Annotated in this window: 20 protein-coding genes; 9 read left to right on the top strand and 11 right to left on the bottom strand. The window is 70.2% G+C overall.

The window, feature by feature from the left end:
* Positions 1-54: 54 nt before the first annotated feature.
* The 5 genes from VM780_RS17310 to VM780_RS17290 form a co-directional block, all read right to left on the bottom strand.
* Positions 55-696, bottom strand: a complete 642-nt coding sequence (locus VM780_RS17310; RefSeq protein ID WP_325449603.1) for a class I SAM-dependent methyltransferase — start codon at positions 694-696, stop codon at positions 55-57.
* On the bottom strand, positions 693-1,868 hold the full coding sequence (gene mnmA / locus VM780_RS17305; protein ID WP_325449602.1) for a tRNA 2-thiouridine(34) synthase MnmA: 1,176 nt from the start codon (positions 1,866-1,868) through the stop codon (positions 693-695). Before mnmA ends, VM780_RS17310 begins: the two co-directional genes overlap by 4 nt.
* Before the next feature lie 79 nt (positions 1,869-1,947).
* The gene (locus VM780_RS17300; RefSeq protein WP_325449600.1) at positions 1,948-2,823 is read right to left on the bottom strand and encodes a hypothetical protein; all 876 of its coding nucleotides are present in this window, start codon (positions 2,821-2,823) and stop codon (positions 1,948-1,950) included.
* Positions 2,824-2,916: 93 nt separating this feature from the next.
* Positions 2,917-3,579 carry a flagellar hook assembly protein FlgD gene (locus VM780_RS17295; protein WP_325449598.1) on the bottom strand — a complete coding sequence of 221 codons (663 nt, stop codon included), beginning with the start codon at positions 3,577-3,579 and terminating at the stop codon, positions 2,917-2,919.
* Positions 3,580-3,590: 11 nt separating this feature from the next.
* Positions 3,591-5,159: a flagellar hook-length control protein FliK gene (locus VM780_RS17290; RefSeq protein WP_325449595.1), complete on the bottom strand. Its 1,569-nt coding sequence runs from the start codon at positions 5,157-5,159 to the stop codon at positions 3,591-3,593.
* 291 nt (positions 5,160-5,450) lie between these two features.
* Between VM780_RS17290 and VM780_RS17285 the strand changes: the two genes are divergently transcribed.
* The 6 genes from VM780_RS17285 to VM780_RS17260 all read left to right on the top strand — a co-directional run bounded on the left by VM780_RS17285 (position 5,451) and on the right by VM780_RS17260 (position 11,010).
* Positions 5,451-5,726, top strand: coding sequence for a DUF1153 domain-containing protein (locus VM780_RS17285; protein ID WP_183395453.1), 276 nt, complete (start codon positions 5,451-5,453; stop codon positions 5,724-5,726).
* Positions 5,727-5,885: 159 nt separating this feature from the next.
* A complete protein-coding gene (gene fliF, locus VM780_RS17280) occupies positions 5,886-7,541 on the top strand; it encodes a flagellar basal-body MS-ring/collar protein FliF (protein WP_325449592.1) in 1,656 nt (551 codons plus the stop codon).
* Between the two features lies 1 nt (position 7,542).
* Complete coding sequence (fliG, locus tag VM780_RS17275; protein WP_325449590.1) at positions 7,543-8,571, top strand: flagellar motor switch protein FliG; 1,029 nt, start codon at positions 7,543-7,545, stop codon at positions 8,569-8,571.
* A gap of 33 nt (positions 8,572-8,604) precedes the next feature.
* Positions 8,605-9,279, top strand: coding sequence for a FliH/SctL family protein (locus tag VM780_RS17270; protein ID WP_325449588.1), 675 nt, complete (start codon positions 8,605-8,607; stop codon positions 9,277-9,279).
* Positions 9,276-9,626: a flagellar motor switch protein FliN gene (gene fliN / locus VM780_RS17265; RefSeq protein WP_414652847.1), complete on the top strand. Its 351-nt coding sequence runs from the start codon at positions 9,276-9,278 to the stop codon at positions 9,624-9,626. The genes VM780_RS17270 and fliN overlap by 4 nt, the downstream gene beginning before the upstream one ends.
* Positions 9,627-9,648: 22 nt before the next feature.
* Positions 9,649-11,010 carry a sigma-54 dependent transcriptional regulator gene (locus VM780_RS17260; protein WP_325449586.1) on the top strand — a complete coding sequence of 454 codons (1,362 nt, stop codon included), beginning with the start codon at positions 9,649-9,651 and terminating at the stop codon, positions 11,008-11,010.
* Positions 11,011-11,022: 12 nt separating this feature from the next.
* On the opposite strand, the gene VM780_RS17255 is transcribed toward VM780_RS17260, so the two are convergent.
* From VM780_RS17255 to VM780_RS17245, 3 genes are all read right to left on the bottom strand, one after another.
* Positions 11,023-12,291 (bottom strand): GGDEF domain-containing protein, encoded by a 1,269-nt coding sequence (locus VM780_RS17255; RefSeq protein ID WP_325449583.1) that lies wholly within the window; start codon positions 12,289-12,291, stop codon positions 11,023-11,025.
* A gap of 111 nt (positions 12,292-12,402) precedes the next feature.
* The gene (locus VM780_RS17250) at positions 12,403-12,987 is read right to left on the bottom strand and encodes an HdeD family acid-resistance protein (protein ID WP_325449582.1); all 585 of its coding nucleotides are present in this window, start codon (positions 12,985-12,987) and stop codon (positions 12,403-12,405) included.
* A gap of 27 nt (positions 12,988-13,014) precedes the next feature.
* Positions 13,015-13,518: a DUF1523 family protein gene (locus VM780_RS17245; protein WP_325449580.1), complete on the bottom strand. Its 504-nt coding sequence runs from the start codon at positions 13,516-13,518 to the stop codon at positions 13,015-13,017.
* Positions 13,519-13,610: 92 nt separating this feature from the next.
* Between VM780_RS17245 and VM780_RS17240 the strand changes: the two genes are divergently transcribed.
* Positions 13,611-14,237: a DUF1345 domain-containing protein gene (locus tag VM780_RS17240; protein WP_325449578.1), complete on the top strand. Its 627-nt coding sequence runs from the start codon at positions 13,611-13,613 to the stop codon at positions 14,235-14,237.
* A 3-nt stretch (positions 14,238-14,240) separates the two neighbouring features.
* Here the strand turns inward: VM780_RS17240 and VM780_RS17235 are convergent, their stop codons facing one another.
* Positions 14,241-14,735, bottom strand: a complete 495-nt coding sequence (locus VM780_RS17235; protein WP_325449576.1) for a hypothetical protein — start codon at positions 14,733-14,735, stop codon at positions 14,241-14,243.
* Positions 14,736-15,736: 1,001 nt separating this feature from the next.
* Between VM780_RS17235 and flhA the strand changes: the two genes are divergently transcribed.
* A complete protein-coding gene (gene flhA / locus VM780_RS17230) occupies positions 15,737-17,878 on the top strand; it encodes a flagellar biosynthesis protein FlhA (protein ID WP_325449574.1) in 2,142 nt (713 codons plus the stop codon).
* A gap of 10 nt (positions 17,879-17,888) precedes the next feature.
* On the opposite strand, the gene VM780_RS17225 is transcribed toward flhA, so the two are convergent.
* Positions 17,889-18,575, bottom strand: a complete 687-nt coding sequence (locus VM780_RS17225; protein WP_325449573.1) for a YoaK family protein — start codon at positions 18,573-18,575, stop codon at positions 17,889-17,891.
* 99 nt (positions 18,576-18,674) lie between these two features.
* The gene (locus VM780_RS17220) at positions 18,675-19,661 is read right to left on the bottom strand and encodes an MBL fold metallo-hydrolase (protein WP_325449571.1); all 987 of its coding nucleotides are present in this window, start codon (positions 19,659-19,661) and stop codon (positions 18,675-18,677) included.
* Between the two features lie 89 nt (positions 19,662-19,750).
* Here VM780_RS17220 and VM780_RS17215 point away from each other — a divergent pair, with 89 nt between their 5' ends.
* Positions 19,751-20,527: an AraC family transcriptional regulator gene (locus VM780_RS17215; protein ID WP_325449569.1), complete on the top strand. Its 777-nt coding sequence runs from the start codon at positions 19,751-19,753 to the stop codon at positions 20,525-20,527.
* The last annotated feature ends 184 nt before the right edge of the window (positions 20,528-20,711 follow it).

Here is a 20,711-nt window from a genome sequence, read left to right as displayed (position 1 = left end):
TCGCAGTAACTTGCTATTCTCAGAGAGTCACCGCCGCTCCGACGCCTCGTAGGCTCAGCCGGCCCGCTTGATCCGGATCAGCTGGAAGAACGGCGCGGGGAAGATCGGCTGGACGTCGACCACCGCCATGTCGGGCGTGGTGGCGGCCCAGGCGCGCAGGCGCGACACCTTGAAGTCGGTCGACCAGCCGACCTTCTTCACGAGCGGCGCCAGCGCGGTCTCGAGCGTCATGCGCAGCCCGCCTTCCGCGCCCATCTTGGAGGCGACGATGATCTCGCCGCCCGGCCGCAGCACGCGGCGCATCTCGTCGAGCGCGCCTTCCGGGTCCGGCACCAGGGTGATGACGAAGGGCACCGTCACGGCGTCGAACGACGCGTCCGGCAGGCCAAGATTGCAGGCGTCCATGCAGACGAGGCCGCGGACCTGAGACAGGCCTTCGGTCACGACCTTCTCGCGCGCCTTTGCGAGCATGTGGGTCGACAGGTCGACTCCAACCACGCGGGCCTGCGGCGGGTAGTAGCGCAGCACCAGGCCGGTGCCGACGCCGACCTCGAGAATGTCCGGCCCGCACGCCGCGGCGGCCGCGGCCGCCTTGCGCTGCCCGTCGGCCAGGAACCGGACATAGACCTTGTCGTAGAACGGGGCCCAGCTCTCATAGGCCTTCTTCTGGCCCGCCAGATCGTACTGGACGCTCACGCCGCCGCCTCGCTCAGCCGCTTCTCCGGCCGCGCGCCGCTCGCGGCGGCTCGGATGATCCCGCCGCCGAGCACCCGCTCGCCGGTCGCGTCGTCGTAAAGCGCGCAGGCCTGGCCGGGCGCGACGCCACTCTCGCCGTCGAGCAGTTCGACCTCCGCCTCTCCCGCCCCCATCGGCCGCAGCCGCGCCGGCGCCGCGGCGCGGGTCGAGCGCACCTTCGCCCGGACCGCGAGCCCCTCCTCGGGCAGCGCCTCGAAGGGGCCGTCGCCGAGCCAGTTCAGATTGCGCAGACGGATCGTCCGCGCCGCCAGCGCGTCGCGCGGGCCGACGACTAGCGTCTTCGACGCGGCCTCGATGCGCACCACGAACAGCGGCTCGCCGCCATCATTGAGGCCGAGGCCGCGGCGCTGGCCGACCGTGTAGCGCAGCACGCCCTCGTGCCGGCCGAGCTCGCGTCCGTCGACGTGCAGGATCGGCCCCGGCTCGGCCGCGCCGGGCTTCAGCTTCTCGATCACGTCCGAATAGCGGCCCTGCGGCACAAAGCAGATGTCCTGGCTGTCGGGCTTGTCGGCGACCGTCAGCCCGAGTGCGCGCGCATGCGACCGCACCTCGGGCTTGGTCATGTCCCCGAGGGGGAAGCGCAGCATCGAAAGCTGCTGGGCCGTGGTGCCATAGAGAAAATAGCTCTGGTCGCGGTCGCCGTCCGCCGCGCGGAACAGGCCGCGGCCGCCGCCAGACAGCGCCCGGGAGGCGACGTAATGGCCCGTCGCGAGCGCCGCCGCGCCGAGATCGCGCGCCATGTCGAGCAGGTCGAGGAACTTGACCGTCTGGTTGCAGGCCACGCAGGGGATCGGGGTCTCGCCCGCCAGATAGCTCGCCGCGAAGGGCTCGATCACCGCCTCGCGGAACCGCGCCTCATAGTCGAGCACGTAATGCGGGATGCCGAGCCGGTCGGCGACGTCTCGCGCGTCATGGATGTCGCGGCCGGCGCAGCAGGCGCCTTTGCGCGCGGTCGCGGCGCCGTGGTCGTAGAGCTGCATCGTCACGCCCACGACGTCATAGCCGGCGCGCTTCAGCAGGCCGGCGACGACGGAGGAGTCGACGCCGCCCGACATCGCCACGACGACGCGGGTCGACCGAGGGTCGCCGGGGAGTTCGAGATCGAGCGTCATGGGGCTTGAAATGGCGGCCGCTATCCGGAAATCGAGGCGGTCTTAACCCGCGCGGCGGCGCGGCGAAAGCCCACGAGGTTCAGCTCTCCTCGATCAGCGTCAGCCGGGCCGGCTCGAAGCCCGCTCGCTTCTTCCAGGTCACGAGCCCGTCCCCGCCCTGCTCGGCCGCGCCGTAGAGCACCGCCCGCACGCCCTCGACGAGTGGGTCCTCGCGATCGAGCAGCCAACGCATGATCTCGAAATGCAGCAGCGCCATGACGTTCTCGTTCAGATGATCGCCATGGCCCATCAAGTCCGCATAGTGGATGAAGTCGCCGCGGCGGACGAGCTTCACATAGGCGACGAGCCGCTCGTCGACCGTGACGGCGCCCTGGGCGTGGCCAGGCTCGCTGACGAATACGCCCCACCACATCGTCCAGTGCCGCCGACAGGGCGGCGTCCGCCACGCGACCGGCTTCACGGCCGGTTTGCCGACGTCCTCAAGCCGCAGCAGCCAGTAGTCGAGAACCAGCCCGAAGGCGCGCCGCTTCATCGACGTCTTGACCGCATGGACGTCGTGGACGTGGCGCGCCAGCGGAAAACGCTTCGCCTGGTAGCCGAGCCGCTGCGCTCGGCGCACCTTCGGCAGCGTGCGCGAGGAGCGCTTTCTGACATAGCTCTCGAAGGCGGCGTTCGTCGGATAGCGATCGAGATCGACGATCAGCGGCGTCAACCGGGAGGGACGGCGGCGTACGCCGAGATAGCGCGCCACGACGCCTTCGATCCTGTGCGGGTCCGCCTTGCAGCGCGGCGGGCAGTCGCGGGCGCGCAACGCCCGGACGGCGATTTCCGGCGGCCAGGCCTCCCCTCGCCTCTCGAACATCGCCAGCCGCTTGCGCCGCCGCGCGAGCGCCGCGAGGGGCTCGACGGCGGCGTGATAGATTGCGAGCACGATTTGCTTGACGGTCCGCGGCATCCAGCCTCGCCGCGCGCGCTCAAGGATCCGGGCCGCGCTTCCAAGAAGCGGCGGACGCTACTTCAGGGCTCCCGCGCCCGCAATTCGCGATGGCTAGGACGCCGTGCGCACCGACTTCAGCGAGCCGAGCGGGATTCTCAGATCGCCCATCAGCAGCACCGCCTGGCCGGTCGACAGGTCCACGCCGTCGACGACGCCGCTAACCTCCGACGTGACCGTAACGGCGTTGCCCGCGACGTCATGGGCGTCGATGGAAATGCTGTAGAGGCCCCCCGTGGCGCGGGAGCCGTCGGCCTTCCGGCCGTCCCAGGTGAAGTCCTGATCGCCATAGGCGAGTTCGACCTCCTTGGTCGCGACCACCGAGCCGTTCGCGTCGCGGATGGTGATCGTGCCGGCGACGCCGTCCTTCGGCGCGTTGATCCGCCACTTGGCGGAATCGCCCGACAGCAGCGACGTGTCGCCTTCGGCGGTGATGGACTTGCCGACGAGGCCCAGCGCCGTGCCGGCCTGACTCGTCTGCGTCGCCGACAGCAGCGCCGTCAGCGTGTCGTTGGTCTTGAGCTGCTGCTCGACGCCGGCGAACTGCACGAGCTGCTGGGTGAACTGATTGGTGTCGAGTGGATCGAGCGGGTTCTGGTTCTTCAGCTGCGTGGTCAGCAGCGTCAGGAAGGTGTCGAAATTGCTCGCGAGGGTGGTGCGCGTCGTAGCGGTCGCGCTGCTCGTCGAGGCTGCGCCGGAGAGTGGATCGACCGCCATCAAACCTGTCCTCAGACCGTCATGTCGACGCCGCCGGCGCCTGTGCGCGCCGGCCGGTGATAGGGAGCGGGCGCGGCTTCTGAGCGCGCGTCAGGCGTGTCGACGACCCCCGCCGAACCGAACGACTGCGCAGCCTGCTGGTCGCGCCAGGAATCCTGCCGGCCGTCGCGAAGCTGGAACGAAAGACCCGCGTCAGGAAGCTGGAAACCCGCCTGCTCAAGCGTGCGGGTGAGCTCGCGCGCATCGTGGCGCAGCATGTTCAGCGTCTCGGGCCGGTCGACGATCAGCCGGGTCGCGACCCGTCCGTCATGGGCGATGTCGAGCCGGACATCGACCCGGCCGAGATCGTCCGGATCGAGCCGCACCTCGAAACGGGTCCGCCGGGCGCCGGCGTTCGCCGCGATGGCGTTGGCGACCGCCGCGACCGCAGCAGAGGCGACCTGGGGCGAGGCCGCCAGGCTCGGCGCCGGCGCGGCCGCGCCGGACGACGCGCCGACCGTTCGGTCGGGCGAGGCTGCGGGCGCGGTCGGCTCGCCGTGGCGCGCGGCGACCGGCTGCGCGACGTCCGGCGTCGCCGCGGCGGCGTCTGTCCCTGACGTCTCGGCCGCGTTTGCGGCGTCGGACGCAGGAGACGGTTTGGCTTTCGTCTGTGCGGCGACGGAGGCGGTTTTGGGAGAGAGCTCGCTCGTCGCCTGAGCCGCGTTCGTCGGCGGCTGCGGCGCGCCGCCGACCGCGCCCGCGAGCTCGGGCGCTCGCGGCTGCTCTGGACGCGCGATCGCGAGCGCGGCGGCCTGCGCGCCCTTCTGAATGGCCTCCGGGATCGTGGCAGGTTTGGCGTCGCCGCCCTCATCCGACGCCGCGGCGTCGGCCGCGTCCGACGGGACGGCTGTCGCGGCGTCCGGGGCGTCGGCGTCCGGCTTGGATTTGCCGGTGATGGCCTTGGCCGAGACCGCGAGCGCGGCCGCTACGGTGTTGCGGCCCTGGTCTGGCGTGGCGGCCGCAGCGGGCGCGGTCGCGACGGGCGCCTGCGCGGCGCTGGCGGGCGTCACAGGGATTTGCGGCGCGGCGCCGCTTGGGGCCGGAGCAGTCGCGCCGGACTGTGGCGGAGGCGCGGCGTCGGCGAGAGCTGGATCCGGGACGCCAGCCGCCCTCAGAAGCTCCTGCGTAAAGGAGGGGGCGGCGGAAGCCTGCTGCGAAGGCGCGGCGGCGGCGGGCGCGGCCGGCCCTTCCGATGCGATCGACCCGAGACCTCCGGCCTCGCCGGCGGCCATGAGTTCGGCCTCCCCATTGGGAACGGCCGCGGGGCTCGGCGCGGGGAACGGCGGCGGGACCACCATCGCCGCCGCTACCGGAGCGCCAGGGACGCCCGACGCCAGAGAGGCGACGTCCGGCGCCTCCCGCTCCGTCTTGCGACGGCCCGGGGTCGGCTCGATCGCCGCTTCGATCACGTCCGAGACCGCCGTCGAAGCCTCCAGAAGCGCGCCGAAGAGCGCAGCCGGCGCCGAGTCGGTCGGGCGCAGGGACGCGGCCGGCGTTAATGCGGCGAGGCTCGCAGCGGCGTTCGCGAGAATGACGGTCATTCTGGTCTCGGTGGTCGGACGCCTCTCAGCAGCAATCGACGTGCCACCGAAAACGCCTCAATTCAGAGGGCGTCAGCCCCTTTCGCGCCCGGCCGTTTCTGCCTGCGCGGGCAAATTCTGCCGCCTTCGAGAAGGTACTTGGGAGAGGCCGAAGATCATAAATCGTTAGTATTCAAATTACTCTCTCTTAACCTTTGGAACTTCCTCGAAAACAGCTTTTCCGCTTAGCCAAATGTTAAATCGAGGCTCGTAACGTCAGCGTGTAAGGGTCAGACGCGCGTGAGAGTATCGATGACCGAAGTGCATCGCGGACGAACCAAATACGTGATCGGACCGGACGGCAGTCCGCTCACGATCGCGGACTTGCCGCCGTCCGACACGAAGCGCTGGGTCATCCGCCGCAAAGCAGAGGTGGTCGCGGCGGTTCGCGGCGGCCTGTTGAGCCTTGAAGAGGCCTGTCAGCGTTACACGCTCACGGTCGAAGAGTTCCTATCCTGGCAGGCTTCCATCGACCGCCACGGCCTGGCGGGGCTCCGGACGACCCGCATCCAACAGTATCGCGCCTGAACAAGGCAAGCATTCGGAACCGTTAGCGCGCCGGCCCTCGTGGCCGGCGCGCTCGTTTCCGGCGCCGTCGCGGTCGTGGTTAACGCCCCGTTTACCATGCGCCGGGCAATTCTTGCCGGGCGCCGCCTTCCTCGGAGTCGCGGCGACGGGGGATTGCAGTTGACGGGTCTGCTCCAGTTCTTGCGCACGTTCGGTCCCGGCCGCATCGCAGCGATGGGCGCCGTCACGCTCGCGCTCATCGGCTTCTTCGCCTTCGTCATCATCCGCTTCACCACTCCGGAGATGGTCCCGCTGTTCACGGACCTGTCGCTCTCCGACTCCGCGGCGATCGTGCGGGAGCTCGACCAGCAGAACGTGCCTTACGAGCTCCGGCAGGACGGCGCCGGCATCCTGGTGCCCAAAGACCGCGCCGCGAAGCTGCGCATGCAGCTCGCCGAGCAGCGGCTGCCTTCCGGCGGCGGCGTCGGCTGGGAAATCTTCGACAAGGGCGATGGCTTCTCGGCCACGAGCTTCGTCCAGAACGTCAACCATTTGCGCGCGCTCGAGGGCGAGCTGGCGCGCTCGATCGCCTCGCTCGACCATGTCGCCTCGGCGCGGGTCCATCTCGTGGTGCCGGAGCGCCCGCTGTTCACCCGAGACGCGCCGAGCCCCTCGGCGTCGATCGTGATCCGCACCCGCGGCGAGCTCGGCGCCGGCGAGATTCGCGCGATCCGACACCTGATCGCGTCGGCGGTGCAGGGCCTCACGCCCGAGAAGGTTTCGCTGATCGACGACGCCGGCAAGCTTCTGGCCGACGGGGCGAGCTCGGAGGACCCTGCCGGCGCGGCCGACGACCAGGCCGCCGCGCTTGAAAAGCGCTTGCGCGACCGCGTCGAGGCGATCGTCGGCCGCGTCGTCGGCGCCGATCGCGCGCGCGTCGAGGTGCGGGCCGAGATGGATCGCACCAAGTCGACCCTCACCTCCGACACCTACGATCCGGAAAGCAAGGTCGTCCGCTCCACCCAGACGCGCGAGGAGACTTCGCAGTCGAGCGAACCCGCCGAGCAGGGCGTCACGGTCGCCAACCAGCTTCCGAACGCGCAGCAGAACCAGACGGCGCAGCAGACGAAGGACGCCTCCAACAAGAGCGAGGAGGTCGTCAATTACGAGATCTCCCGCACCACCCGCACGGAGGTCCGTGACGGCGGACGCCTCAAGCGGATCTCGGTCGCGGTGCTGGTCGACGGCGTCTATGCGCATGCGCCGAACGGCGACGTCAGCTATGCCCCGCGCCCTCAGGAAGAGCTCGACCGGATCGGCGCGCTGGTGCGGGCGGGCGTCGGCTTCGACCAGGCCCGCGGCGACACGGTCGAGGTCGTCAACCTCCGCTTCGCCGAGCTGCCGGGCGCAGGCGCAGGCGAGCTGCCGGCCCCCGGGATGTTCGATTTCACCCGCGATGACGTGATGCGCTTCGCGGAGCTCGCGGTGCTCGCCCTGCTGACGCTGCTGGTGCTGCTGTTCGTGGTCCGGCCGCTGATGCGCAAGGCGCTGTCGTCCGAGGTCTTCCTGCCTGCGCCGGCGGCGACCGACGCCGCGGCGGGCGGCGCCGCCGCGCCGCAGCTCGCGGCCGGATCGCCCGCCACGCTGGTGGCGGCGCCTCTCGGCGCGGAGGGCGCGCTGGCCGGCGACGGCAGCCCCGCCGCAGGCCGGCGGCTGACGGCGGCCGAGATCTCCGGCCGCAAGTCCGAAAACGTCGAGCGGCTCGGCGAGCTGGTCCGCGGCAACCCGGCCGAGAGCGTCGCGATCATTCGCCAGTGGCTGCAGGAGCCCGCCTGAGATGGCGTCTCGCGCTCTCACCGCCTCCTCCGGCCGCCGGCTCAGCGGCGTCGAGCGTGCGGCCATACTGATGCTGGCGCTCGGCGAGACGCATGGCGAGGAGGTCTGGAAGCTGCTCGACGACGACGAGATCCGCGACCTGTCCGCCGCCATGTCGTCGCTCGGCGCGGTGGAGGTCGAGACCGTCGAAGACCTGATGGTGGATTTCGCCACGCGGCTGTCGAGCAATGGCGGCATCGTGGGCGACGTCGACTCCACCGAGCGGCTGCTCAAGCAGTTCCTGCCGAAGGAGCGCGTCGGGTCGATCATGGAGGAAATCCGCGGTCCGGCCGGCCGCAACATGTGGGAGAAGCTCTCCAACGTTCCCGAGGCGGCGCTCGCGAACTACCTGAAGAACGAATATCCGCAGACCGTCGCGGTGGTGCTGTCGAAGATCCGCGCCGAACAGGCAGCCCGGGTGCTGGCGATCCTGCCGGAGGACTTCGCGCTCGACGTCGTCCGCCGCATGCTGGCGATGGAGTCCGTCCAGAAGGACATTCTGGAGCGCGTCGAGCAGACGCTGCGCTCGGAGCTGATGTCGAGCCTGTCGCAGACCTCGCGGCGCGACGCCCACGAGGTCATGGCCGAGATCTTCAACGCCTTCGACCGGCAGACCGAAACGCGCTTCCTGACCAAGCTCGAGGAGGCGGCGAAGGAGAGCGCCGATCGCATCAAGCAGCTGATGTTCACCTTCGACGACCTCGCAAAGCTCGATTCCGCCGGCATCCAGACGCTGCTCCGGGACGCGCCGCGCGACCGGCTGACCGTCGCCCTGAAGGGCGCGAGCCAGATGATGCGCGATTTCATCCTCGGCAATCTGTCCGGCCGCGCCGCCAAGATGCTGGCCGACGACATGGAGGCGATGGGCCCCGTGCGGCTCAGGGACGTCGACGAGGCGCAGGCGGCCCTCGTCAATCTCGCGAAGGACCTCGCGGCCCGAGGCCAGATCACGATCTCCAAGAGCAAGGGCGAGGATGAGCTTGTCTACTGACGCGATCCCCGCCTCGGCCCGGGAGGCCGCGCGATGAGCCGGCCGGTCCCGTTCCTGTTCGACCTGGACTTCGGACGGCCGACGCAGTCTGCGGCTGCGGGCGCCGCCGCGTCCGCTCCGGCGCCGGGTTCGGTTCCGCTCGACGAGCATGAGGCGGCGCTCGCCGAGGCCGAGGCCTCCGGCTACCGCCGCGGCGAGGCCGACGGCCGCCGATCGGCGCGCGAGGCGGAGGCCGCGCGGCTCGTCTCGGCCGTCGAAGCGCTGGGCGCGCGGCTCTCCGAAGTCTTCATGGAGGCGGACGCCAGAGCCGTCTCCGCCGAGCGTGAGGCGGTCGCGCTGGCGCTCGCCTTCGCACAGAAATTCGCCGCGGCCGCCGCGCGGCGCTTCCCGCTCGCGGAAATCCGGGCGGCGGCGGAAACATGCTTCGCTGAGCTGCGCAGCGCCCCTCACCTCGCGGTCCGGGTGGCGCCGGACTTCGTCGAGGCGGTGCGGGCGGAGCTGACTGCGGTCGCCCAGGAGCGCGGCTTCGCCGGCCGGCTGGTGGTGCTCGGCGATCCGGACGTCGCTGAAGGCGACGCGCGGCTCGAATGGGCGGACGGCGGCGTGGTCCGCGACAGCGCGGCGGTGGCGCGCGCCGTCGAGCAGACGATCGCGCTGCACTTCGAAACCCAGACCCTCCCGGCGGACGATGAAGGAGCTCAGCCATGAGCGGCGACAAATCGATGCCCTTGCCGGAGTTCGGCGCGGAGGACGGCGACCTCGCGATGCTGGAGGACCGGGCGCCGCCGGCCTCCGCCGAGGCGCGCAGCGCCGCTGACCTCGAGGCGGTGTTCGACGTGCCGGTCGCGGTCTCGGCCGTGCTCGGACGCGCCAGGGTCGAGGTTCATCAGTTGATGCGGCTGAAGCCCGGCGCGGTGATCGAGCTCGACCGCAAGGTCGGCGAGGCGATCGACATCTACGTCAACGACCGCCTCGTCGCGCGCGGCGAAGTGGTGCTCGTCGAGGACAAGCTCGGCGTCACCATGACTGAAATCATCAAGCCCGACAGGGCCTGAGACGGAGCGAGAGGAGAGCCCTATGCGCCTCACAATCGTCGGCCACCTGAAGGGCCAGCTCACGCAGGCCACCCGCATCGCGATGGACCGCGGGGCGGCCGTGACGCATGCCGAGAGCGTCGATCAGGCGATGCGAAGCCTGCGGGCCGGCCGCGGCGCCGACCTGATCATGATCGACGTCGCGCTCGACGTGCGGGAGCTGATCGAGGCCCTGGAGACGGAGCGCTTTCATGTGCCGGTGGTGGCCTGCGGGGTGGAGCACGACGCGCGCGCCGCGGTGGCTGCGATCCGCGCCGGCGCCAAGGAGTACATTCCGCTCCCGCCGGACCCGGAGCTGATCGCGGCCGTGCTGTCGGCGGTCGCCGACGACGCGCGCGACTTCGTGTTCCGCGACCCCGCGATGGTGTCGCTGATCAAGCTCGCGACCCAGATCGCGGCCTCCTCGGCGAGCGTGCTGATCACCGGCGAGAGCGGCTCCGGCAAGGAGATGCTCGCCCGCCACGTCCATTCCGCGTCGCCGCGCGCCAAGGCGCCGTTCGTCTCCGTGAACTGCGCCGCGATCCCGGAGCAGCTTCTGGAGAGCGAGCTGTTCGGCCATGAGAAGGGCGCCTTCACGGGCGCCACCGCCCGGCGCATCGGCAAGTTCGAGGAAGCCTCCGGCGGCACGCTGCTGCTCGACGAAATCTCCGAAATGGACGTGCGGCTGCAGGCGAAGCTGCTGCGCGCGCTGCAGGAGCGCGTGATCGATCGGGTCGGCGGCGGCAAGCCGGTGCCTGTCGACATCCGCGTCATCGCGACCTCGAACCGGACCCTTGCGGACGAGGTCCGCAAGGGGACGTTCCGCGAGGACCTGCTCTACCGCCTCAACGTCGTGAACCTGAAGATCCCGCCGCTGCGCGAGCGTCCAGCGGACATCATCGAGCTCGCGACCCACTTCGCCAAGAAATATGCGGTCGCCAATGGCCTGCCGGTGCGGCCGCTCGCAGCGGAGGCGCGGGTCGAGCTCGCGCGCGGCCGGTTCCCCGGCAATGTCCGCGAGCTCGAGAACACCATCCATCGGGCGGTGCTGCTCGCGACCGGGGCCGAGATCGGGGCCGAGGCGATCCGCACGCCCGACGGGTCGCCGCTCGACGCGACGCCGCGCGGCGCCGCGGCGCGCGCGGCCGAGACCGCCGAGACCGTGGCGCGCGGCTTTGTCGGCCGCACGCTCGCGGACGTCGAGCGCGACCTGATCATCGACACGCTCGGGCACACCCGCGGCAACCGCACCCATGCGGCCAACATTCTCGGCATCTCGATCCGGACGCTGAGGAACAAGCTCAACCAGTATGACGACGAGGGCTTCCCGGTGCCGCCGCCGCAGGCCGGCGTGGCGGCCGCCTGAGCTTTCCGCGCCTCAGCCGGCAGGCGAGCGCCGGGGTGCCGTTTCGCCGATGACGCGATTCCGGCCGAGGCGCTTGGCCTGGTAGAGGCGCTGGTCGGCCCGGTCCAGCAGGCTGCGCAGGTCGCCGCCGCCGAACGCCGAACTCGCGACTCCGACGCTCACCGTCACGGCCTCCCCGCTCATCGAGCGGACGTCCGAGGCTACGGTGCGCCGCAGGCGCTCCGCGAACGCCATGGCCTCGTCGGGAGAAAGCCCCTTGAGCACCAGCGCGAACTCCTCGCCGCCATAGCGGAACACGAGGTCGCCGGCCCGCATGTTCGCCTCCAGCGTCCGCCCGACGCTGCGCAGCACCTCGTCTCCCGCCGCATGCCCGAGGCCGTCATTGATCGCCTTGAACCGGTCGATGTCGATCATCGCCAGCGTCACCGCCTGGCCGTCGGGCGCCTGGCGGGCGAGCCAGTCGCGGCAGGTCTGCTCGAAGGCGCTGCGGTTGCGGACGCCGGTCAGTTCGTCGATCAGCGACCGCCTCAGCAGGTCTTCGTAGCGGTTGCGGTAGGTCAAGGTCTCGAACACGTCGCGGATACGGCGCGAGCCGCGCCCTTCGCCGTCCGGCTCGACCCAGCGCAAATAGACCCCGATCAGGAGACTGTAGAGCGCCGCCGCGCCCATCTTGGCCACCCAGCCTCCGGTCAGGGCGGAGAATGGCACGCCGCTCGTGATCCTGAGGGCGGGATAGAAGGCGATCTGGTCGAAGCTCAGCACCGCGGCGGCGCTGAGGAACGCCGCCAGCACGGCGTTGCGCCCGAGCCGGCGCGCGAACTGCTCGTAAAGCAGGATGAGCGCGATGCAATCGATGAAGAGCAGCAGCGTGCCCCACACCATCAGCACGCCCATCTGGTCGACGAACTGCAGGTTCGGCCCGTCGCCCGGCAGGTGCACCACAGTGGTGTGAAGCCTCAGGATCAGCGCCAGCACGACCAGCAGCAGATTGCCGATGAACAACCCGTAGATCGGCTGCCGCACCGTCTCCGCGTCTTCGCGGATGTAGAGCAGCAGGAACATCATCAGTTTGCCGGAGAACAGCACGGTCGAGCCCGGCGACAACAACCCGAACGGCAGCTCGATGAAGAACACCGCCGCCAGGTAGGTCTCGAGGAAGTGCATCACGCCGAGCGCGCAGACGAACAGGCCGACGCCATAGACCCGACGGGCGCGGAGCAGCGCGGCCATCACGCCGAAATAGACGGTCGCCTGAAGCGCCAGGAGAGCGACGCCGCCCATCCGCACTCCCTCCCAAGCCGGCTTCCGGCGCGGAGGCCGCGCCGCGTTCCAAGCCCTTGCGGCGGTCAGATGGACCGATTCGCAGCTGAGATCACAGAGCCCGGTGGTGTGTCATAATGAGACGGAGGGCGTCTGCCGGCGTTCTCGCCGCAACCTGAAGGCGAGCACGAGCAGGAAAGCTCCGAAGGCGAGTGCATACCCGGCGAACCACCAGGTCAGCACGACGGCGCCGATGAGCGGCGCGATCAGCAGCGCCACGCCGAACAGGATCGAGACCACGCCGGACAGGATCATCCACCAGCGCCCGTGCGCAGGCGTCAGCGCGAAGGCGGAGGCGAGCAGCAGGGCGCCGGTCGCCAGCGCCCAGAAGGCCGCGAGCAGCGCGAACGCCACCACGGCGGCGAGCGGGAAGAACGCCGCCACCACGCCGATCACAAGGTTGAGCGCGCCCTCCGCGAGCAGCAGGCCCCAGCGTTCATGTTTCTGCGCGGCCCAGATCGCCCCGGCGACGCCGAACAGGCCGTCGGCGATCAGATAGGCGGCGAACATCAGCGCAAAGGACAGCAGCGCGACGCCTGGCGCGGCGAGCGCGATCAGTCCGACGACGATCGCCAGGACGCCGCGCAGCGCCATGGCCCACCAGTTCTTCGCGAGCAGATCGCTCATCTCGCGGTTTTCAGTCAGTGCGCCGGCCATTCCTGCCTCCCTCCCCTCGGCCGCAGCTCACGCCGAGCGGCGGCGCCGGATCCTGATTGCGACGTAGAGCGCTGCGGCGCCGATCAGAGAAAAGAACACGATGTTGAACCAGGGAACCACCGTGTCCGCCGGGTCCCAGCGCCGCACGCTCGTGACGTTCGGAAACATCGAGAAGACAGTCAGCCGCCAACCGTATTTGGTGATCAGGGCGATGCCTTTCTCCGACGCGATCGAGGACGCCACGGCCTGGACGTCCGCGCTGTTGAACTTGAAGTAGAACGGGAAGCCCCAGCCGGTGTCCTCGTTACGGTAGACGTGCGGTTTCTTGGTCTCGATGTCCTCGGCGTAGATGTAATAGACGTCCGCGCCGGGCTCTCGCTGGTCGCCGACCGAACCGCCTCGCGGATCGACGCGCTTCACCTCCGTATTCACGATCCGGACCACATCGTGCCGCGGCAGCACGTAGTCCAGGAACAGCACGCAAGGCAGCGCGACCAGGCAGAGAACGACGACATAGGCGCGCAGCGACATCGAGGGCGTTCTCCAGCTTTCGCGACCGAGCGGGCGCATTATACACGCCGCGATAGATGGTGCGGCGCGTTCGAGTAGCGAAGGGGAACGCCTTGGAGAGCTGGAGGCGACATGGACTGCGCCTGGCGTGCTGCACGGCGGTCGGACTGCTCGTCGGCGCCGGCGCCGGGCTGATCGCGCCGCCCGAGGCGGCGGCCGTGACGGGATGGGACGCCGGCGCGCTCGCCTATACGGCGCGGGTCTGGTGGACGCTGCTGCCGGCCTCGGCCAGCGAGGTTCAAAGCTGGTCGGCGCAGGAGGACGAAGGGCGCTGGGCCCTGATGCTGATCCTGACGGCGGCCGTCGCGGCGAGCTTCGTCGCGATCTTCTCGATCGTGTCCGACAAGTCGAGCCCGATCATCCTCTCGCTTGCGGCCTTCACGATCGCATGCTCGTGGACCCTGCTGCACACGGCCTTCGCCGCGCATTACGCGCACCGCGCCTTCAGAGATGGGCCGAAGGAGCCCGGCATCGATTTCCCGGGCGACGAGCCGCCGCGCTTCACCGACTTCGCCTATTACGCCTTCACGGTCGGCATGACGTTTCAGGTGTCGGACACCGACACCCGGTCAAGCGACATGCGCCGCCTGACGCTCGTCCACGGCGTGATCTCTTTCGTGTTCAACACCGTGATCATCGCCTTCAGCGTCAGCGTCGGCTCCAGCCTGCTGAGCGGCTAGACGTCAGCCGCCCGCCGCCGAGGCGAGCCGCGCCCGGCGACCTTGCGTCTCGGGCGCGCAGATATTGGGCGCGGCGAAGGAGGTCGCGTCTTCGAGCTTCACCTGCCCGGGCGTGCCGTCTCCCAGAGGATCGAAGCGCAGCGCGCCGTCCATGTCGGCGGCGAAGATCGTGTCGGACGGAAAGTGCATGTAGGGCCCCTGAGCGAGCGCTCGGACAAAATTCCCGGAGTCGGGCGGATAGCCATAGGCCGCCAGCAGATCCTGCGTCCGATAGACGCCAGGCTGCATCGCCGCATGCATGTAGCCGGTCCGGAGATAGACCGGCGCGGCGCGCGGCAGCGCCGCGATGTCCTCCGGCACGTCGAGCACCACGTCGTGCGCCTTCCTGCCCGCGAAAGCCTCGATCGCCTCGCGCTCCTCCGGCAGGCTTGCGCCGCGAAGCTCGACGCCGTGTCCTCCGGTGACGCTGACGCCCTCCGGGGTCTCGCAGCACCACATAGCCGTCGCTCCAGGCGGACACGAGCTCCGGCATGCTGGTGTAGGCGGTCCTGCGCCCCTCCGGGTCGAGCGCGCCGATGGCGTAGACCCCGTCCGACAGCGCGAGCACGTTGAACAGGTCGTCCGGCGCCGTGTTGCCAGCGGCGACGAAGACCGGCACGCCGGCGCGCCGCAGCCGGCTCAGCTGGCGGTCGATCTCCGCATAAGGGTTGCCGGGCGCCCCGTCGTCGGTCACCAGCGCGCGCAGTTCTCCGCGGCGGGCGGCGACGTCCGAAGCGGAGAACCGGCGTGCGGCGGCCACGCGCGCATTCGCCTCGCCAAGCGAAACGGGCAGCACGATCGAGCTCACCACGGCGGCGGGTCTTGCGATCCGGCCGGCCTCGAGATCGTCCGCCAGCCGGCCGAAGTCGCGCGCGAGCGTCCGCACGTTGAACACCGGATCGATCTGATACGGCGCGATCGCGGGGTGCGACGCCGAGACGATCGCCGCAACGACGTCGCCATGGCCGATCCGCGCCTCGCCGGCGTCGTTCCGCGCATCGATCTCGTCGTCGATGTTGACTGGCTTCAGGAAAGCGAAGGTGTCGAGCACCACAAACGGCGCGGACGACGCACAGGCCGTCCTTACGGTCCGCTCGGCGTCGGCGGAGGCGTAGCGCGACGCGGAGGAATCCGGCTGCTCGCTCGCGTCCCCCCTCGGAATCCAGATCAGCGCCGCCGCAATGGCGGCGGCGAGCGCTCCGAAAACGACAAGTCTGGAGCTCGAGCTTCCCGCCATGTCCGACCTGCTCCGGGTGAGGGCGAGAGCCCAGGAGAAGGAGTCTTGTCGCGAATGCTGCGGGACGAACCGGACTTATGCAACTCTCAAACTCGCCGCCGGCCCGGCGCTGCGCACGCCCCTATCGCCACCCCGCGGCAATCACGTCCCGGCGCCGTTAACCTCCCGCTAACCATGCGCTCGGCAGTTTCTGCCTAGCAGGTCGCAGGATGCGGGGGCGTGGATGTCGGACGTGACGATCGTCGGCGGGGCGAAGACGCCCGCCGCGAGGAGTTCGGGCGTCACGTTCCCGGCCGGCCTCGCAAAAGCGTGGGACGTGGTGCGCCGCGGCGACATCGGGCTTGCGGTCGGCGTCCTCGTCATCCTGTGCGTCCTGATCGTCCCGCTGCCGGCGATCCTGCTCGACCTGCTGCTGGCGATCTCGATCATCCTGTCCGTGCTGATCCTGATGACCGCCCTGTTCATCGAGAAGCCGCTGGAGTTCTCGGCGTTCCCGACGGTGCTGCTGGTGGCGACGATGCTGCGGCTGGCGCTCAACCTCGCCTCCACCCGCCTGATCCTGGCGCACGGCCATGAAGGAACGGACGCCGCCGGCCACGTCATCGAGGCCTTCGGCGCCTTCGTGATGGGCGGGAATTTCGTCATCGGCATCATCGTGTTCGCGATCCTGGTGATCGTGAACTTCGTGGTCATCACCAAGGGCTCCGGCCGGATCGCCGAGGTCGCGGCGCGCTTCACCCTCGACGCCATGCCGGGCAAGCAGATGGCGATCGACGCGGACCTGTCCGCCGGCCTGATCGACGAGACCACCGCCAAGACGCGCCGCAAGGAGCTCGAGGACGAGAGCACCTTCTTCGGCGCAATGGACGGCGCCTCCAAATTCGTGCGCGGCGACGCCGTCGCCGGCCTGCTGATCGTTTTCGTCAACGTGCTCGGCGGCATGATCGTCGGCATCGCGCAGAACGGGCTTGGCTTTGCGGCGGCCGCGCATTCCTACACGCTGCTCTCGGTCGGCGACGGCCTCGTCAGCCAGATCCCTGCCCTGGTGGTGTCGACCGCCGCCGGCATGCTGGTCTCGAAGGCCGGCGTGTCCGGCTCGGCGGACCGGGCGCTGGTGCGACAGCTCTCGAGCTACCCCAAGGCGCTGGCGCTCGCCGCCGCCGTTATGGGCGTGATGGCGCTGCTGCCGGGCATCCCGCTGATTCCGTTCGGCGGACTGGCGGCGGGCGCCGGCTGGCTCGCCTACCGCGCCGAGCGGGCGAACCGCGCCGCCGAGACCGAGCGCGTGGCGAAGATCGCCCGGGACGCCACGGGCGGCGCGACGGCCGAGGAGCCGATCGCCGCCGCGCTGCGGATGGACGACCTCAAGATCGAGCTCGGCTACGCGCTGCTGCCCCTGGTCGACGCCTCGGACGGGCCGGACAAGCTCACCGAGCAGATCAAGGCGCTGCGGCGGACGATCGCGGGCGACATGGGCTTCCTGATGCCGCAGGTGCGGCTGCTCGACAATCTGCAGCTCGCGCCGAACGCCTATACGGTCAAGGTCAAGGAGGTCGAAGCCGACGCCGGTTCCGTCTATCCGAGCCAGTTCATGGTCATGGATCCGTCGGGCGGACAGGTCGACCTGCCGGGCGTCCACACCGTCGAGCCAACCTTCGGCCTGCCGGCCACCTGGGTCGACGCCTCGCTGCGCGAGGAGGCCAATATCCGCGGCCATACCGTCGTGGACGCCACCACGGTGCTCTCGACGCATCTCAGCGAGATCATCAAGGCCAACATGCCGGACCTGCTGTCCTACGGCGAGGTGGCGAAGCTCCTGAAGGAGCTGCCGCAGGAGCAGCGCAAGCTGGTCGACGACCTGATCCCCAGCCAGATCTCGACCACCGTCGTGCAGCGCGTGCTGCAGCTGCTGCTGGCCGAGCGGGTCTCGATCCGCGATCTCGGCGCGATCCTCGAAGGCGTGGCGGAGGCGGTCGGCTACACGCGCGCGCCGGCCCAGATCGTCGAGCATGTGCGCTCGCGCCTGTCGCGCCAGCTTTGCGCCCAGCACCAGTCCTTCGGCGGCTACCTGCCGCTGATCGCGCTGTCGCCCGCCTGGGAGCAGGCCTTCGCCGAGTCGATCGTCGGAACCGGCGAGGAGAAGAGCCTCGCGATGGCGCCTTCCAAGCTGCACGAGTTCATCGCGACGGTGCGCGACCGCTTCGAGGACGCGGCGAAGATCGGCGAGTCGCCGGTGCTGCTGACTTCGGCCGCCGCCCGGCCGTTCGTGCGCTCCATCATCGAGCGTTTTCGCGCTCAGACGCCGGTGATGTCGCAGAACGAGGTGCATCCGCGGGCGCGGCTGAAGACGGTCGGGAGCGTGTGAGCGGGGCGCCTCACGCCGGCCCCGCCCGCGTCTCCCCCTCCGTCAGCGCGAGCGCGGCGGCGGCGATGACCGCAGGGGCGATGAAGCAGAACGCCGGCTGCCAGGCGTAGAAGGCCGCTCCCAGCGCGCAACCGACCGCGAAGGTGACGACGGCGAAGGCCATGCGCTTCAGTCGGCCTCTGGCGAGCGCGCGCGCCTCGGGACTCATTCCGCCATGCATCAGTTCGCCGACATCGATCATGATCTGCGTCGTGGTGCCGGTCATGATGGTGGTCGGGGGCAGCGCCGACATGTGGATGCGCTGCGCCGCGTTCTGGATCGCCATGGCGGCGATCAGCGCGCCGCCCATCATCAGCGCGCGCGGCGCGTCGCCGTCCGGAAACGGCGCGAGCTGGAGCGACAGCACGGCCGAGCCGATCAGGAAGACGAGTTCGAGCGCCAGCATCGCGCTCAGGCCCGGGACCCTCAGCCGGACGAAGAGTTTTCCGAGCAGCGTCACCAGCGTGACCACCACGCAGAACAGCGGCAGCGCGAGCAGCTTGGCGAGCGCGCCCGAGGTGCCGAGGACGAGCGCCGCGCCGAGCGTCACGAAGTTGCCCGTGACGTGGGTGGTGAACAGCCCGTGCAGGGCGAGAAAGCCCGCCGTGTCGACGTAACCGGCGATCAGGCTGAGCAGGGCCGGCAAGGCAGGTCGCATGCGCACGCGCTCCGGCGGGCGCGCCAGCCCCTCCAGCGCGCGCAGCGCCGGGACGAGGCGGACGCGTCGCCCCGCCGCGACCCGCCCTACCGCCAAGCTTCAGAGGTTGAGCTGGTAGGTCAAGGGCAGCCAGCGATAGGCCGCGCCGGCGCGCTCCACATAGCCGGCTGACGGAAAGGACGTGTGGTAGCCGATCACCGGCAGCCGCTCCGTCGCCGCCATGTCGTAGATCCGCTTCCGCGTCGCCGCGCCCTGCTGCTTGTCGGTGTCGAAGAAGGCGCTCCATTCCGGATGGGCGAGCGAGGCGACCTCATGGTGGGCGCAGTCGCCCCAGATCAGCATCCGACGGCCGTCGCTCTCGACATGGTAGGCGAGATGTCCGGGGGTGTGCCCGAAGGCGGCGATCGCGTGGACGCCCGCCGCGACCTCCTGTCCGGGCTTGAGGAACGTCGTGCGGTCCGCGAACGGGGCGACGTTGCGGCGGAACATCTTGGCCGAGGCCAGTTCGTTGCCGCCCTCGGGCGCCTGCAGCCGCTCCTCCTTCGACCAGAAGGCGTGCTCGTCGGCGCCGACCACATAGCGGGCGTTCGGGAATACTGGTTTGCCGCCTTCCATCAGGCCGCCCATGTGGTCGGGGTGGCAATGCGTCAGGGCCACCACGTCGATCTGCTCTGGCCTGAGACCCGCCTGCGCCATCGACTCGGCGAGCCGTCCGCCGGCCGGGCGCGGCACGAAGCCGTCAGGGCCGTTGCCCGTGTCGAACAGGATCAGCTCCCGGCCGGTGTTGACGATCGTCGGGGTGAAGCCGGGCTGAAAGCGCTTCTCGGGCAGCAGATTGTCCCGCATCAGCGCCTCGACTTCCGCCGCGGGACGGTCTTCCCCGACGATCGGCCACGGCCCGTCGATCATCGCCGCGGCGTCCGACAGGGTGGTGACCTCGAACGCGCCGAGGCGGAACCTGAGATAGGCGGCCGACGCGGGGCCGGAGAGCGGCGCCTTGGCGTCCGCCGGAGCGACGAGACCGCGCAGGAGCGCAGGCGCGGCGAGCGCGGCGGCGGCGCAGGCGACAGCGCCTCTGCGGGTCATGATGATCTTCTGGCGAAACATCGTTAGCGTCCCTCTCGTCGCCGGCTCATCCGGCGGACGCGAGGTTAGGAACGGCGGAGGCGCGGCGCTTGTACGGACCTGCTGCGACAGGCGAGGCCCCGCTCGCTCCGCTCTGGCGGCTCGACGCCGGGCGGACGCTGTTCATCGGCTCGCTCGACCACAACGCCTTCCACCAGCACGGCGCGCCGGTGTTCCTGTCGAGCCTTGGCGGCCCGTTCGGGCTGCGTCTTCCGGGCGGGCGCTGGCAGGCCTGCGAGGCCGCCATGATTCCGGCCGGCCGCCTGCATGAGCTTCATCTCGGCGGCGACCCGCTCGCGGTGTTCTATGTCGAACCCGACGTGGCCGGCGCGGGCGAGCTCGCGCCGCTGCTCGGCGACGCGCGGGAGGTCGACGGCGCTCTGCTCGGCCGCTCGCGCGTGATCCCGCTGATGCGCGAGCTTTACGAGGACCGGGCGAGCCTCGGCTGGGCCGACGCCGCGCTGGACGATCTGATCGCCTATTCCGCCCCCAGAGCGCGCCGCAGCATCGACCCGCGCGCCAGCCGCGCGGTCGCCGCATTGTCCGCAGTTCCCGAGGACCGCCTCAGCGTGCCCGAGCTCGCGCGGCTCTGCGGATTGTCGACGTCGCGGCTGCAGCACCTGTTCGCGGCGGAGATCGGCGTGCCGATCCGTCGCTACCGCGCCTGGCGACGGATGCGGGCCGCGATTGCGGAGATCGTCGCCGGGGCGAGCTTCACGCACGCGGCCCATGCGGCCGGCTTCGCCGATCAGGCCCATTTTGCGCATGATTTCCGCCGAACCTTCGGCGCGGCCGCCTCACGCAGTCTGCGCGGCGTCCGACGGTGAACCGACCGGCCGCGCGGCGCGTAAGCCCGCCGGTCAGCAGCTTCGACTGCCGACCATCCGCGGCTGCGCTCGCCCCCTAGCAGCCGCACCAGGAGGGCGAACGTGTCTCAAGGAGCGTTCGCCCTCCTGAGGAGCTTTGGGCGATCGCCCGCAGAAATGCGGTTTGATTCTGACGGAGCCACGC

The sequence above is a fragment of the Hansschlegelia sp. genome (genome assembly GCF_035538955.1).
Lineage (GTDB): Bacteria > Pseudomonadota > Alphaproteobacteria > Rhizobiales > Methylopilaceae > Methylopila.
This window is presented reverse-complemented; position numbering and strand designations above follow the sequence as displayed.

Coding starts and splice junctions, on each gene's coding strand:
- mnmA (WP_325449602.1), bottom strand. CDS start 1,868: ATGACGCTCGATCTCGAACTCCCCGGCGACCCTCGGTCGACCCGCGTC.
- VM780_RS17300 (WP_325449600.1), bottom strand. CDS start 2,823: ATGCCGCGGACCGTCAAGCAAATCGTGCTCGCAATCTATCACGCCGCC.
- VM780_RS17295 (WP_325449598.1), bottom strand. CDS start 3,579: ATGGCGGTCGATCCACTCTCCGGCGCAGCCTCGACGAGCAGCGCGACC.
- VM780_RS17290 (WP_325449595.1), bottom strand. CDS start 5,159: ATGACCGTCATTCTCGCGAACGCCGCTGCGAGCCTCGCCGCATTAACG.
- VM780_RS17285 (WP_183395453.1), top strand. CDS start 5,451: ATGACCGAAGTGCATCGCGGACGAACCAAATACGTGATCGGACCGGAC.
- fliG (WP_325449590.1), top strand. CDS start 7,543: ATGGCGTCTCGCGCTCTCACCGCCTCCTCCGGCCGCCGGCTCAGCGGC.
- VM780_RS17270 (WP_325449588.1), top strand. CDS start 8,605: ATGAGCCGGCCGGTCCCGTTCCTGTTCGACCTGGACTTCGGACGGCCG.
- fliN (WP_414652847.1), top strand. CDS start 9,276: ATGAGCGGCGACAAATCGATGCCCTTGCCGGAGTTCGGCGCGGAGGAC.
- VM780_RS17260 (WP_325449586.1), top strand. CDS start 9,649: ATGCGCCTCACAATCGTCGGCCACCTGAAGGGCCAGCTCACGCAGGCC.
- VM780_RS17255 (WP_325449583.1), bottom strand. CDS start 12,291: ATGGGCGGCGTCGCTCTCCTGGCGCTTCAGGCGACCGTCTATTTCGGC.
- VM780_RS17250 (WP_325449582.1), bottom strand. CDS start 12,987: ATGGCCGGCGCACTGACTGAAAACCGCGAGATGAGCGATCTGCTCGCG.
- VM780_RS17245 (WP_325449580.1), bottom strand. CDS start 13,518: ATGTCGCTGCGCGCCTATGTCGTCGTTCTCTGCCTGGTCGCGCTGCCT.
- VM780_RS17235 (WP_325449576.1), bottom strand. CDS start 14,735: ATGTGGTGCTGCGAGACCCCGGAGGGCGTCAGCGTCACCGGAGGACAC.
- flhA (WP_325449574.1), top strand. CDS start 15,737: ATGTCGGACGTGACGATCGTCGGCGGGGCGAAGACGCCCGCCGCGAGG.
- VM780_RS17225 (WP_325449573.1), bottom strand. CDS start 18,575: ATGCGACCTGCCTTGCCGGCCCTGCTCAGCCTGATCGCCGGTTACGTC.
- VM780_RS17220 (WP_325449571.1), bottom strand. CDS start 19,661: ATGACCCGCAGAGGCGCTGTCGCCTGCGCCGCCGCCGCGCTCGCCGCG.